The organism is Chitinophaga jiangningensis, from assembly GCF_900142605.1.
GTDB classification, from domain to species: domain Bacteria; phylum Bacteroidota; class Bacteroidia; order Chitinophagales; family Chitinophagaceae; genus Chitinophaga; species Chitinophaga jiangningensis.
The window spans coordinates 429668-442746 of sequence record NZ_FRBL01000009.1; the positions used below are offsets into that span (position 1 = coordinate 429668).

The following is a 13079-nucleotide window of genomic DNA, read 5'->3' on the forward strand; positions in this document are numbered from 1 at the left end:
CCCACTTTACTGCGGATAAGCATATGTTTCCGCCACCCATTCAAATGCCTGGTCTTTTTTTCGTGCATGCCCTATGCCTGGCCATGGTAAATGATAGGCAAATATCGGTGTAGCCGATGCCGTTAGTTTGGCCAATACTTTTTTACGGGTGGCTATGGCCTGGTGAAAATCAGTATCTCCGTTAAAACCCCATTCAGGATGAGGAAATAGCAGCACATCGGAATGTATGAGGTCCGCAACATGCACGATAGATTGATTACCGGAATAGATGTGGGTGATGGTATGGCCAGGTGTATGCCCCGGTGCGATTTCAAGCCTGATGCAATCGTGCAGCACCTGCCCGTCATCAAACAGCTGCAGCTTTGGCTTTATGGTAGTAAATATCTGCTGGGTGGCTTTTGTGTAAGTTTTCAGCAGGTCTTTATTTTCAAAAGTAGACTTACTGAAATCCTGTTCAGCGGCCATCCAGAATTCATGCTCCAGCCTGGATACATAGACGGTAGCATTAGGAAAATTGATTACTCCGTCCGCATTTAACAAGCCTCCCACATGATCCGGGTGGCCATGTGATATGATGATAGTGGAGATGTCAGTGGCCGCTATTCCTGCATCCGCCAATGAACTCATCAGCCATCCGGAATTTTTGCCGTAGGTACTTCCTACGCCGGTATCAATCAGTATCACCTGATCTTTCTTTTTTACTACCAGTATGTTCAGGCCAAGGTCCATATAGTCAGTAGGCCTGAAGTTCTTTTTCAGCAGGTCATTCACCTGCGCAGCAGGAACCTCCGGCGCAAAACCGGGATGCACCGGGCTCATATGTACATAGCCGTCGGTGATGGTGGTTAGTTCCAGGTCGCCCAGCTGAAACCGATGATAAGGACGTGTTAGCGGTGATTTTGTACCCGCCCACAGGCCTTTAAGGGGCAGGGAAACGCCAACGCCGGCGAGCAGGACATTTCGGATTAAGGATCTTCTATTCATATGTTGGGTAAATTTCAAGGATTGTTGCAGGGTCGGGCTTTACCCTGTCGGGGTTTCAAATTAATCTTTTCATGCGGATTGCAGTTAATAATTGGAAATAAATAAGCCGGTAAAGCCTTTTACATATTAGGGAGATGTAAATCCCTTATTTCTTTAATTGCTGCATTTCCTTTTCAAAATCCCTGATGTGCGAATACGGTTCATTAATGCGACTGTTAGGTTTTAAATAGATGAAATTTGCCCGGTTATCCAGGATCACATTAAAATGATTCAGAAGTACGTTGCCAAACAAAGTGGTGGTTTTACGAGGTGCCTGTTTGGTAGGATCGGCGGCATTGGTGACGATATCTTTAAACACGACCCCTGCAATGGTAGCATCCAGCTGAATTATTTTACGGCCATTCAGGATAGTCAGCTCTTTCAGGTTATTCCAGTTATCTCCCTGACCGGTGAAGTCCTCCCCCAGCAGCATTGTTCCATCGCGACCAGTATCAAAAAGAAACCACGAGGTATATGTTTTACCATTCTGCTTTATAGTGACCTCAAATTTAGGCCGGTCCTGTTCAAAGACCACTGGTTGCTTTTGATAGGAGGCTGCGTGGTTCGGCAAAGTATCGCGGATAAGCAGCACTTGCTTATCGTAGTCAATTTCAACAATCTTATTACGAAAGAGGTGGTTGCCAATAATTAAATCTTCGCCCGGCTTCATATTACCGGTTTCTACCAACGGCAGGTGGTGGAAGGTCAGGTTACCAAATGTCAGTTGGTTATCAGTACTTTTCCTTACCTCATTTATACCTTGCGTATTGCTAAGCATCGCCTTTTCATCAAAATTCAGGTGTAATCTTTCCGATGATGCTTTGTTGACAGCAGCGCCACCAGCTCCCAGATCGAATTGCATGCTTACCGGCATTTCTCCATTTAAGATTCCCTGGATATAAATCCTGGACCCTTTCAGGGTAAAGGGAATGGTATCCGTTTGCTGTTTTTGTATTGGCATTTTTTCGATGGACTGCGCCTGCATGGATATAAAAAGTAATAAGCTAAAGAGCATACTCATATTATTGGGCGTGATAAAGGGCATATGTATCTGGGTTTATGACGGGTTAATGGTAAATAAACACAAGTATAGCCGATGATCAAAACACCGCCAAAGAGTTGGTAACATATTCATCACATTTATATAATTAATTAAAAATCAATGTTTTAAAAAACCAAATAATAAACCGTTTTATACATTACTTATATCAACCATATCATCTCTCTATCCATAACCCCATGCATTACGCTCATTTGCAATTAGTTTTATACCTTTGCAAGCCAATTAAAGATTATGCTTGAAAGTTTGAAAATAGGAATATTAGGCGGCGGTCAGCTGGGGGCTATGCTCATCAGGCATGCGATCGACCTCGGTGTAAACGTAAAAGTGATTGACAAAGACCCACAGGCGCCATGTGCCCGCTATACTTCCTCTTTTATCTGCGCCGATCCTACCTCCTACGAGGCGGTGCTGGAATTCGGAAAAGGACTGGACATTATTACCATTGAAAGGGAAGCTGTAAACATCGCTGCATTGCGTGAACTGGCCAAACAAGGGGTAAAAGTGTTTCCATCACCGGATACCATTGAAACCATCCAGGACAAATATACCCAGAAACAATTTCTACAGTCGCATAACATACCAGTAGTGCCAGGCATTGCCATCCAGGGCAAAACCGAACTCTACTCCCTGGAAAGCAAACTGCCGGGCTGCCTCAAGAAACGCCGTGATGGCTATGATGGCTATGGTGTGATGGTATTAAAAACTAAGGAAGACATCAACGCCGCATTTGACGCACCTTGCGTACTGGAAGAATTAGTGGATATCAAACACGAAATTGCTGTTATCGTCGCCAGAAATGAGCAAGGCGAAGTAAAATGCTACGACGCAGTAATGATGGCATTTTCCGAAGATAAATTCATCCTTGATTCACAGATTGCCCCTGCGCAGCTGGACACATCCATCCTGCAGGAAGCCACTAAACTTGCGGAAAAAATCGCCGATGCATTTCAACTGGTAGGTATCATTGCTGTTGAGATGTTTGTTACCAAAGACAACAAAGTAGTGGTAAATGAACTGGCGCCACGACCACATAACAGCGGTCACCATACGATTGAAGCCAGCATCACTTCCCAATATGAGCAGCTGCTCCGCGCTATTATCGGCCTGCCGCTGGGCGCCACCGACCTGCGTTTCCCTTCCCTAATGATGAACATACTGGATAGCACTTACCTGAATACTCACAAAAAGGAAGTACTCACCAGCCTCCTTGCTATTGAAGGCGCACACCTGCACTGGTACGGTAAAATCGACCACCGCCCGGGCAGAAAAATTGGTCATATCACCATTGCCGGCGACACCATGGAAAGTATCACCGCCAAAGCAGACACTATTCGCAAAGTTTTAAATTAATATATATGGCACAGGTAGAAGTAGGCATTATTATGGGCAGCAGTTCTGATGCACCTATTATGCGTCAGGCAATTGAAGTCCTGAAAAAATTCGATATACCTTACGAATTTACCGTTGTATCTGCACACCGCACTCCACAGAAAATGTTTGAATACGCGACTGCTGCAGAAGAGCGCGGCCTGAAAATCATCATCGCAGGAGCCGGCGGTGCCGCACACCTGCCGGGCATGGTGGCAGCCATTACCACGCTGCCGGTAATTGGTGTACCTATTAAATCTTCCAACTCCCTGGATGGCTGGGATTCCCTGTTGTCCATCGTGCAGATGCCTGGTGGCGTTCCAGTGGCTACCGTAGGTGTAAACGGTGCACAAAACGCCGGTTTACTCGCCGTACAAATCCTGGGAACCAGCAACCCTGAACTCAGGAAGAAAATGGCAGCATTCAAACAGGAGAATTTCGAAAAAGTAAACAAGCAAAATGAAACATTAGATCAGTTCTAAAGTTTCCTTACTGCATCATACTAGCCTGCGCCCTTCACCGGCGCAGGTTTTTTTTATGCCATTCGCTACGGGCGGTAAATATGCGCCACAATGCCGCCAGGGAACGATTTCACTTCTGCCAGCTTGAGGTCCACCGGCTGCGGTATTTCCGTGAATATTGGCAGCCCCTTGCCCAGTATCACCGGATGTGTTACGAGGTGATATTCGTCTATAAGACCCTTCGCAATCAGGCTACGCATAAATCCCGCTCCACCTGCTGCCATAATCGTTTTACCAGGCTGAGATTTGAGTGTCGTGATTTCTTGTGTAAGATCGCCGCTGAAAACAGTAGCCGCCGCCCAGGACGCCGCTGCGCGCGACTCCTCCGCCGCCTTCAGCAATGCCGGGTCCATTCCTGTAAAACCACCGTGGGTAAAAAGACCTTTGGGAATCTCGTTCATAGGACCGGCAAAAGGGCCGGTGGCTGTTGGCCAGTATTTTACCATCGACTCAAACGATTTTCTGCCCATAATAATCATCCCGGCATCCTGGTATTGCTGCAGCGCCCAGGCACGGGAAGTTTCATCGGAGGACCTGAAGATCCAGTCAGCCTCCCCATTCGGACCGCTTACAAAGCCATCGATGGAGAGCGACATTTTCATGATCAACTTTCTCATAACTGAAAATTTCTTTTCTCAAATGTACGGTGGCCCTTCCGGATGCAAGGTGGGGCAAAGTGACAATCCGAGGGGCAATTGCGACTAACACCCGATTCATGCAGTATTTTTCCATTTACCACTTTGTTAACAATAAATAGTCTACCTTTCATATAATCAAACCCACACAAACACAGATAGCGATTTATTTTTTTCATCTATTCTTCCGGCATATTTGAGATTTATTCCCGCATCTACAAAATTTCAAATATGGTCATTTTTATTTTCTTCGTTGCCATCTGGTACCTGTCGTTATTTTTCCAGACGTTTTTTCAGCACAGATATGCTGCGCACGGCGCCTTTACGATGAGCAAGGGATGGGAAAAATTCTTTTTCATTCTCACCTATATCACACAGGGCTCCTCCTATATGAGCCCCAGGGCCTATGCTATTATGCACCGATTACATCACGCGCACACAGACACCGAACTGGATCCTCATTCACCTTCCAATTCCTCCAATATCTTCAAGATGATGTGGAGTACCAGAACAGCCTACCAGGGAATTCTGCAAAATAAAACGGAGGTAGACAGCAAATACACGAAGAACGTTCCGTCATGGGCCGGGTTCGACAAATTTGCAAACAGTACTTTTTCGAGACTAATGTGGGTAGCTGCCTATGTATTGTTTTTCGCGGTATTCGCCACCAGCGCATGGCAGTATTTACTATTGCCGATCGTAGTGTCCATGGGAGCATTTCATGGCGCTATTGTAAACTGGTTTGCCCATAAATACGGCTACATCAATTTCAGGTTGAGAAATACGGCGATGAATCTTCTGTTCGTAGATGTATTGATGTTAGGAGAATCTTATCATAACAACCATCATAAGCATCCTTCTTCCATCAATTTTGGAAAGCGCTGGTTTGAAATTGACCCTTCCTATTATATTATAAAACTGCTGGCATTTTTGAGAATCATTAAGCTGGTAAATTTACCCAAAACACAGCTGGCAGTAGCTTAGGAACACTAACATCTGCCTGAATAAAAAAACACCTTTCGCTGCATTGAATGCTTAGCATAAATGTAGCGAAAGGTGTTTTCTTTTGTATAAAAACGGGTGTTATTAATACCTTGGTCTTGGGAAACGCTCGCGGTCTGCTCTGGGCCTTGCTTCGTTAACCACTATCGCCTTTCTGTCCAAAAACGTTTCATTCAGGTTTCTCATAGCGCGCTCTGCTTCTGCAGCGTCCGGCATGTCAATGAAAGCAAAACCTTTGGAACGGCCGGAGTAAGTGTCATAAATTACTTTAGCACTTTGTACCGCACCAAATGGAGCAAACAGTTCAGACAATTGTTGTTCGGTTGTCTGGTCACTTAAATTACCAACAAAAAGATTCATAAAAAATAGTTTTAATGTAAATAATAAGGGCAGCTGGAAGAGCGAAGACTGAGTAAGAAAAGAGGTTATCAAGACTAAATCAGAAGAAGCAGAGGCAGGAGCCAATGGGTAATATGATTAAAGGTAGGTTATTAAAATGAGTAATGAGAATATATTTCTGTGACGCCCCTGAGCTGGCTACACTGATCCGGAAATATGCGGTATAAAAAAAGCCTTCGACGTGGTCGAAGGCGCTTCTGTCAAAATCGTTTATTTATCGTACATCTTTCAAATTAACATCCACTTTATCTCCATCCTTCTTAATCGTCACTTTCGTCTCAATCTCTGCAGTGGCGCCGCTGGCTCCATTCGCGGTGTTGTAAACGTTGTTGGACGACAATACCGCACCACTCGGATGCATCAGGTAATTGGTTCCAGCATAATATTGGTAAGAATAACGATGGGTATACCCGAAGGAAGTCATGAGTATATATTCCCCCGGCATCAGGTTGGTGAATTCAAAATGCCCCTTGTCGTCATATACCTTGGTAGTTTTAATACAGGCGGCTACGTTAGGGTCGATCGGCACTTCCGGCAGTTTTTTCCCTTTGCGGATTTTTTTGTTTACTGCCTTCCATTCTTCGATATAGGCGGAGTTAGGAAGTATTGACACTACTGTTCCTTTGGGCGCGTACTGGGCCCGCTGGATGTTTACTACCTGCAGCTTGTTGTTGCCATGATCCCTGGCGAAGGCGGTACCTGTAATCACACTATTACCTTTTTCTGTCATCCGCAGATTGAGTTCCTTGTCGAAATTACTTTCAATAGGCCGGTAATCCAGTTCCTCATTCACACAAATTTCAACGGTGCCACCCCCTACCGGCATTTCTCTTTGCCAGATGCGGTGGTCTTTTTTGTCGATGATGTAGGTATATACAGCGCCGGACTATTCTTCCAACAAACTCAGCAACCAGCTTTCGTGCTTGCCGGTTTTAGGTGATTGATAAATAAAGCTTTTTACGTCTTTGATGGTGTAATTAGAGACAACGCTATCCGGACTATTTCCCAGGTAAAACTGCGGCATGGTGGCCTTGTAACCGGTTGTCAGCGGCAATGTGGTGAGCATGATCTCCGCAACATTAAAATCCACAAACTTTTCGGAAGTTTTAATGCTAACTGGTTTATCCTTATCTCCATTTACATATTGATATTTACCGGTAATAGGATTTCCAAATTTCAGTTCCAGGGAATTTTTCAGTCCCTTGGTAGTATAACTGACAGGGCTAAACGTTTTTGCGTCCGCGATAGATAATCTGCTTCTATACCACTTATTCTTGTCATCAATATACTCTACTGCAAACTTCAGTTCATTTCCGGCAATAGTCAGGTCGTTGGTATAGGTACCCTTTACATCCCATTTATTATCCTTAAAATAATAGATAGTAAACTTAGACTTTCCGGTTTGTAAACGGGAAGTGTTGATGTCCGGGCTGCCGGGCACAACGGTTTTTTGGGCAAAGCTGGCTAAGGGCAGTAATAGCAGCAATACAGGTCTGAATGGCATCCGCATGAATTCCGTAATTTCTTAACAAATAATAACATTTACCACTATCCCAAAACACGTCGTATAGCTGTTATAGCTGCGAAGGACTTTGAGAGATGGTTGATTTTTCAATATATTTTTATATGGATGTAATACAGTCCAAAAAAGTAGCGCAAAAGTAACCACTTTTACCCTACTTTAAAAATGGTCGGGAAATAATAAACCCGCTTATTTTTCCTGGTATCCCCCGCTACTATTGCACCGTTTCCTCTCTATTCATATCCTTTAGCACGGACCTGGCTACAAAAGCCAGCAGCAGCACAATCACAATGATGCCCGCCCAAATCCACCAGTCGCTGTTAAACACCGACTTCGTTTTTTCCTGTGCCGGCGTATCCAACAACTTTACCGTACCAGGTTGCAATACTGCTAAATGCGCGGGAATATCCTTACTGAAATAATCCAGGTCGTAGCGGCCAGCTTCCATACCGGCAGCGCCTTTGATGAAATATGGCTGGTCTTTTTCCAGATATACCGTGAGCCATATGCTCGGCTGCCAGGCATGTACGGCGATAATTTCCAGCGGAGGATTATCCTCGTTTTCAATTTGCAGGTACAACTCCTTCGCCTGCACCGGTTCATCCAGTACCACTGCTGCAGGCTGATCGGACGACAGGTAGAAAGAAGCCAGCGTACGCATGGCTGGCGCGGCATTTCGTCTCTCCCCCACTATTTTTTGCTGTAAATACACCTGCCGGTGGTAAAAGGCGGGCGACTTTATATCAAACGTGAGCTTACCAACCAGGTAGGATTCCTTTGCCTGCAAGGTAACCTGGGTGGTATGCGTTTTATGGTCTGTATCCTGCTTCAGCAGCGGGTCCGGCAATTCAGTAAAAGCTGCAGGCCTGGTTATGTTTTTATAATAGCCAACACTTTTTATCATTACGGGAGATGTCAGAGAATCGTCGATAACAACTGCCAGCCAGGGATAGCCGGATACCGGGAGCGATATTCCCATCGCGGCTATAGTAGGATCGTTCGTTTGTACACCACCGTTAGGGTCAAACGTAAACTCACTGTTCACTGCATACCACTTTACCTTATCATCACTGCCATCAATGCGCATGTGCTTTATTACCCTCGTATTGTTATACAACAGGTATAACTGATCCAACTGCACGCCGGCAGTATTGTGAATGGTAATGACAGTGTGTTTGCCCGCAGTCGTCCTACCCGCAATTTCCAGCGGTACAAAACTGGACTCATCATAGGTACGATCCTGTTTTTTGACGAGAAATGGCGATACCTCCTCCCCTTTCATCACCCTGAAATTGGACAGGTGAGGGTAGTTAAGTTGCGCTACCACCGAAGGAGACAACGCAATGTTGTAAAAACCGGTGGCAGCCACTTTAGGCAGTGGCGCCTCCCAGGTGAAAGGTAACGGCTGCTGCTGTCCATTAACGGAACCGGCTAGCAGGAGACCTATTATAATGCGCAGGTATTTACTCATTTGTTACTTCGTTAGCAGCAGCATTTTCATCTGCCAGTAATAATTTTTTCAAACGCTGATACATAAACGAGATAATAAGCAGTATTATTCCGAGAGAAATAAATGCTGCGATTTTACCACCTTCTTCAAGGCCGCTGAAATCAAACAGGAACAGCTTGAGCAGCGTGAGCCCGAATACGGAAATGGAGATAATCCGCACCATACGCGACTTCCATTTGAGTCCGAGGTAGATCAGCATAAAGGCATAAATACCCCATAGGATAGCATATCCCACACGTTGCGTGCGATAAAGCAGGGCATCCTCTCTGGTAACGTCTGCATGGCTGCTGTACAACACCAAGTGATCCAGCTCAGCGCTGACCAGGTACAGCATTACTACTGCAAAACCCCAGTACATTACATTATGCAGTAATTCATTATCCATTTTCCGGATGGTTTTCCAGAGCTGTAATAACATCCACCCAAATGATAACAGCAGGATATAATGTATGAAGAAGCTGAATGCGGGTAAATGGCCTGCTATCACTTCCGAGCGTACATCAATGGCCGCTGGATTGTAATACATGGGATACTGGAAAATGTTTACCGCGGCCAGTACCAGTACCACCTGTTGAAATATCACTTTTTTGTTGCGCACAAACAGCAGCAGCAAAGTAACCGCGAGTGAATTGTAAGCACCGAGGATCACCGGTTTCAGCATACTGCAATGGATATTGCTCTGATAAACTATTTCGAGCAGCAGCGCTACATAAGCCACCAGGCAGGTGAGCACAGTTACGAACGTACGATACGCTACTACCGGCAGCATCGCCACATAAGGCTGCGATGCATCTTCTTTTCGGGAGAGCCTTACCAGCAGTATATGCGCTACCGTTACCACCAGGCCGGTGATAAACGCGTGGTTGAGGAATGTCATCATGCCGGCGGTGGCAGGCCGGTACAGGTCAATCCAGTCCATCAGCAAACTAATCAGCATCAGTCCATGCACCGCTAACGCAGCATACTTCATCAGCACAATTCCTGATTTTTGCCACAGCCATATCAGCAACACGGCTTCAGCTGCCCAGAAGAGGGTGATATAATTCCCGTTCAGCTGCACCGGTGCAGCCAGGCTCGCAAAAGTAAGTACGAGGCCAATCAGGAGGTATATCAGCACCTTATCCACCTGTTTGTTACGGTAAAGAGTATACGCAAATATGCAGTTAAACACCGCTACCAGCGCGGTGAAGAGGCCAGACCATTTATCCAGGTACATATGGTTTAGCAACAACATTCCGGCAGTATAATACAGGAAGGTGTTACTGAGTAAGATGGAGATATTCAGCCAGGTAAATTGCTGTTGATTGCGGACGTTGTTGATGATGTTCATCACAAAAAACACCACATAGAAACAGGTGGCAAATGCCAGTCCGGCACCGTACCTCGACGGCTGCCCTGGGTTTCCGCCATTGATCTGCCAGGTAAGCCAGCCACCAAACAGGATCACGGTAGCTACATAACTGATGATATTAACCAGGTTCCATTTTTTGTAATAGGCAGTAACGATCATGCCTATATTTAAAATCAGAATATAGGTAAACAAAGCGATGATGTTGCCATGGCCGGTGCTCACAAAGAAAGGTGCGCCAAAGCCACCCAGCACGGCTATTACCGCCAGCTCCTGCCGGTCGTAAGCCACTGCCAGCAACACGGTAAACGCGGTAACCAGCACCGTGAGCCCAAAGGCTACTCCCTGGTTAAACAGGTGATACTGATGAAAGGCGATGGCAATCGTGAAATACAATACGGCTACCCCGCCGCCTACCAACACGGAACTGAAGGCCGCGAAGGTTTTGCGCAGGCGGTAAGATAACCCCAGCAACAGCCCTGCGGTGATGAAGCCAATAAAGGTGCGGCCTATTTCATTGATCCAGTCCTTATCGATAGCATATTTCAGGAAGAAGCCAATGCCGAGTACCAATATGGCAATCCCGATTTTATTGAAGAGGTTTTCCCCGATAAATTTCTCCAGGTCAGGGTTCCGCTCCCAGAAGCCAGGGGCTGGGGGCGCTGCTTCAACAATTTCCGGTGGTGCAATCATTGCCGCCTCCTGTGGTAAAATCAGCTCTTCCGGAATAGTTGGAATTATTGCTTCCACTGGTGGCACCAACTTATCTTGTACAGATTTTGGTGGCGCTGGCACTACCGGTACAACAGGTATAGGTACCGGTTCTACTATAGCGACAGGTACAGGTGGCGGTGGCGGGTTCCGTGCTGACTGTTGCAGCAATCCTTCCAGTTCATCCAGCCGCGAGCTAAGCCGCTGAAGGGTTTTAGAGGTTTCTCCTTTGAATGTGGTCAGCATTATCAGGATAACAACCAATAGCAAAAAAATGAAAGTCTCGATCATAAGTATAAGTATGGCCCTATGCCACACTTAAATATACTGATCTGTGCGAATACGGAAATAGTCCGGCAGTGGATGACTCCCTGCCGGACCACCGTGGTATCATGCGCCCAGCCAGGAGTTGACCAGCTGAGAGCGGGTCGCTTCATCGAGGTCCTTACCAAAGGCCGATTCCAGCTGCCGTATAAATTGCGTGGCTTTATCTGTACGTTCATTCATATACGTAGTAAAATCAGGCAGCGGTGGTGGCGGTACCGGCGCATATTCTTCTGCTGAGAGCAAACGGTAAGTATCTTCCGCATTATTGTTACCCAGGGGGAACCAGAAGATGTAAATCGGCCCCTGAACCTGTGTCCCGGACGCATTCCCACCATAAAACTGCCAGGTACTGCCCTTGGGAATCGGAAGGGTTACGCAACCATAGTTGTAATTCATAACAGAACTCCAGTTGTTCCCAAATGATCCCATGGTGCCTCCCATACAGCTAAACCAGGTACCTATGGTATACAGGCATCCCCTGGTCCAACAGCTTTTAGTACTGTCTGATGGCGCCGCAGCAAAGGCTACCGCAAAACCATCGGTATTGGCATATACCGACTGCGTGTCAATCACGGAACCGGCAGCCAGCAATACACCGCCGGAAACCATGCTAATGTTGCCGGTGAGTGTTGCATTGCCAGTGACGTTTAATGTTCCGTTTATATTACTGTTCCCCAGCGTTGCACTTCCTGTGGTGGTGAGCGTGCCGTTGATAGTCGCATCATTCAACGTAGCTGTAGTGCCTGTAACATCGGCCAGGGTGGAGCTACCGCTGATGGTTAGCGAAGACGCCGTAATACCGTTTAGTGTAGCCGCCCCTGTTACTGTAAAGGTACCTCCCACCGATTCATTACCGGCCGTATTTACAGCCGCAGGTGTGAGCAGGGGATTGCTCACCGTTACCGTTAGCGTGGCATACAGCGTCAGTTCCGCCTGTGTGGCCACGAGGATGAAAGTAGTATCTACCGCTATGCCCGCGGTAACCGTGTAAGTGGTGGCCGTACCGCTGTACACCGGTGTGGAAGCACCATTCACATAAATGGCATACGACGTGCCGTTACTGGCCCAGTTCAATTGAAAAGCAGTACTGTTCTCCACCGTAGCCACTGGAATAGTAGGTGTGGCGGAGAATACCGCCATAAAATTATTTACATAAAATGCAGGTGCATCAGATTTTGTCATGGTAAAATTAGTTTGTTTGGTACTGAAAGACGGGTTTTCAACCGGGCTGGAATACTCCTCCAGCAACACCGTGGCCGGCCCGGAGAGCGTGTTTACATTACCTGAAATAGTACAGGTAAAAGCATTCACGGCATAGCCGGCGGTGTTATTGGTAAGCGTAAACACGGCATAATCAATATCATCCGGCATACTAATGTCTTTGCCCTTAATGGTTTGCTGGGAGGTGGACCAGTCGCTGGTATTCAGCGTAGCTACCGGTGTGGGGGTCGTCATGAAAATTTCATCGGCATCCGCTCCCACCGGCACCGAAATAACGATCATTTTGCAAAGCACCTCCGTGGTAGCCTCCACCGAAATTATTATCTGCCCGCCTGTGGCCGTGCCTGTACTCACCTCCAACGGCGAGGGTACTGTGCTGGCGGCATAGGAAAGCAGTACGGGATCATCTGTCAGGTTTCTATGCATAAT

12 protein-coding genes are annotated in these 13079 nt (G+C 46.5%); 3 read left to right on the forward strand and 9 right to left on the reverse strand.

The features are described from left to right. Nucleotides 1-6: 6 nt before the first annotated feature. Together BUB18_RS24015 and BUB18_RS24020 are read right to left on the reverse strand one after the other, a co-directional pair. On the reverse strand, nucleotides 7-984 hold the full coding sequence (locus BUB18_RS24015; RefSeq protein ID WP_073085929.1) for an MBL fold metallo-hydrolase: 978 nt from the start codon (nucleotides 982-984) through the stop codon (nucleotides 7-9). 145 nt (nucleotides 985-1129) lie between these two features. Next, the gene (locus tag BUB18_RS24020; protein ID WP_073085931.1) at nucleotides 1130-2068 is read right to left on the reverse strand and encodes a retropepsin-like aspartic protease; all 939 of its coding nucleotides are present in this window, start codon (nucleotides 2066-2068) and stop codon (nucleotides 1130-1132) included. Nucleotides 2069-2317: 249 nt separating this feature from the next. Here BUB18_RS24020 and BUB18_RS24025 point away from each other — a divergent pair, with 249 nt between their 5' ends. Further along, entirely contained in the window at nucleotides 2318-3436 is a 1119-nt protein-coding gene (locus tag BUB18_RS24025; RefSeq protein ID WP_073085933.1) for a 5-(carboxyamino)imidazole ribonucleotide synthase, read from the forward strand. 5 nt (nucleotides 3437-3441) lie between these two features. Continuing rightward, entirely contained in the window at nucleotides 3442-3936 is a 495-nt protein-coding gene (purE, locus tag BUB18_RS24030) for a 5-(carboxyamino)imidazole ribonucleotide mutase (protein WP_073085935.1), read from the forward strand. Nucleotides 3937-4001: 65 nt separating this feature from the next. Here the strand turns inward: purE and BUB18_RS24035 are convergent, their stop codons facing one another. Beyond that, the gene (locus BUB18_RS24035) at nucleotides 4002-4592 is read right to left on the reverse strand and encodes a dihydrofolate reductase family protein (RefSeq protein ID WP_073085937.1); all 591 of its coding nucleotides are present in this window, start codon (nucleotides 4590-4592) and stop codon (nucleotides 4002-4004) included. A gap of 249 nt (nucleotides 4593-4841) precedes the next feature. Here BUB18_RS24035 and BUB18_RS24040 point away from each other — a divergent pair, with 249 nt between their 5' ends. Continuing rightward, nucleotides 4842-5594 carry an acyl-CoA desaturase gene (locus tag BUB18_RS24040; protein ID WP_073085940.1) on the forward strand — a complete coding sequence of 251 codons (753 nt, stop codon included), beginning with the start codon at nucleotides 4842-4844 and terminating at the stop codon, nucleotides 5592-5594. Nucleotides 5595-5696: 102 nt separating this feature from the next. Here the strand turns inward: BUB18_RS24040 and BUB18_RS24045 are convergent, their stop codons facing one another. The 6 genes from BUB18_RS24045 to BUB18_RS24065 form a co-directional block, all read right to left on the reverse strand. After that, entirely contained in the window at nucleotides 5697-5972 is a 276-nt protein-coding gene (locus BUB18_RS24045; RefSeq protein ID WP_073085942.1) for an RNA recognition motif domain-containing protein, read from the reverse strand. A 253-nt stretch (nucleotides 5973-6225) separates the two neighbouring features. After that, nucleotides 6226-6837, reverse strand: coding sequence for a hypothetical protein (locus tag BUB18_RS29885; protein ID WP_218588097.1), 612 nt, complete (start codon nucleotides 6835-6837; stop codon nucleotides 6226-6228). A gap of 60 nt (nucleotides 6838-6897) precedes the next feature. After that, nucleotides 6898-7515, reverse strand: a complete 618-nt coding sequence (locus tag BUB18_RS29890) for a DUF3108 domain-containing protein (protein ID WP_218588098.1) — start codon at nucleotides 7513-7515, stop codon at nucleotides 6898-6900. A 232-nt stretch (nucleotides 7516-7747) separates the two neighbouring features. Further along, complete coding sequence (locus BUB18_RS24055) at nucleotides 7748-9004, reverse strand: hypothetical protein (protein ID WP_073085944.1); 1257 nt, start codon at nucleotides 9002-9004, stop codon at nucleotides 7748-7750. Further along, nucleotides 8997-11393: a DUF2339 domain-containing protein gene (locus tag BUB18_RS24060; RefSeq protein WP_083550683.1), complete on the reverse strand. Its 2397-nt coding sequence runs from the start codon at nucleotides 11391-11393 to the stop codon at nucleotides 8997-8999. The genes BUB18_RS24055 and BUB18_RS24060 overlap by 8 nt, the downstream gene beginning before the upstream one ends. A gap of 99 nt (nucleotides 11394-11492) precedes the next feature. Beyond that, nucleotides 11493-13076, reverse strand: coding sequence for an autotransporter outer membrane beta-barrel domain-containing protein (locus BUB18_RS24065; protein ID WP_073085946.1), 1584 nt, complete (start codon nucleotides 13074-13076; stop codon nucleotides 11493-11495). Between the last annotated feature and the right edge of the window lie 3 nt (nucleotides 13077-13079).

Coding starts and splice junctions, on each gene's coding strand:
- BUB18_RS24015 (WP_073085929.1), bottom strand. CDS start 984: ATGAATAGAAGATCCTTAATCCGAAATGTCCTGCTCGCCGGCGTTGGC.
- BUB18_RS24025 (WP_073085933.1), top strand. CDS start 2,318: ATGCTTGAAAGTTTGAAAATAGGAATATTAGGCGGCGGTCAGCTGGGG.
- BUB18_RS24065 (WP_073085946.1), bottom strand. CDS start 13,076: ATGCATAGAAACCTGACAGATGATCCCGTACTGCTTTCCTATGCCGCC.
- BUB18_RS24040 (WP_073085940.1), top strand. CDS start 4,842: ATGGTCATTTTTATTTTCTTCGTTGCCATCTGGTACCTGTCGTTATTT.
- BUB18_RS29885 (WP_218588097.1), bottom strand. CDS start 6,837: ATGCCGGTAGGGGGTGGCACCGTTGAAATTTGTGTGAATGAGGAACTG.
- BUB18_RS24060 (WP_083550683.1), bottom strand. CDS start 11,393: ATGATCGAGACTTTCATTTTTTTGCTATTGGTTGTTATCCTGATAATG.
- BUB18_RS24020 (WP_073085931.1), bottom strand. CDS start 2,068: ATGCCCTTTATCACGCCCAATAATATGAGTATGCTCTTTAGCTTATTA.
- BUB18_RS24055 (WP_073085944.1), bottom strand. CDS start 9,004: ATGAGTAAATACCTGCGCATTATAATAGGTCTCCTGCTAGCCGGTTCC.
- BUB18_RS29890 (WP_218588098.1), bottom strand. CDS start 7,515: ATGCCATTCAGACCTGTATTGCTGCTATTACTGCCCTTAGCCAGCTTT.
- BUB18_RS24035 (WP_073085937.1), bottom strand. CDS start 4,592: ATGAGAAAGTTGATCATGAAAATGTCGCTCTCCATCGATGGCTTTGTA.
- purE (WP_073085935.1), top strand. CDS start 3,442: ATGGCACAGGTAGAAGTAGGCATTATTATGGGCAGCAGTTCTGATGCA.
- BUB18_RS24045 (WP_073085942.1), bottom strand. CDS start 5,972: ATGAATCTTTTTGTTGGTAATTTAAGTGACCAGACAACCGAACAACAA.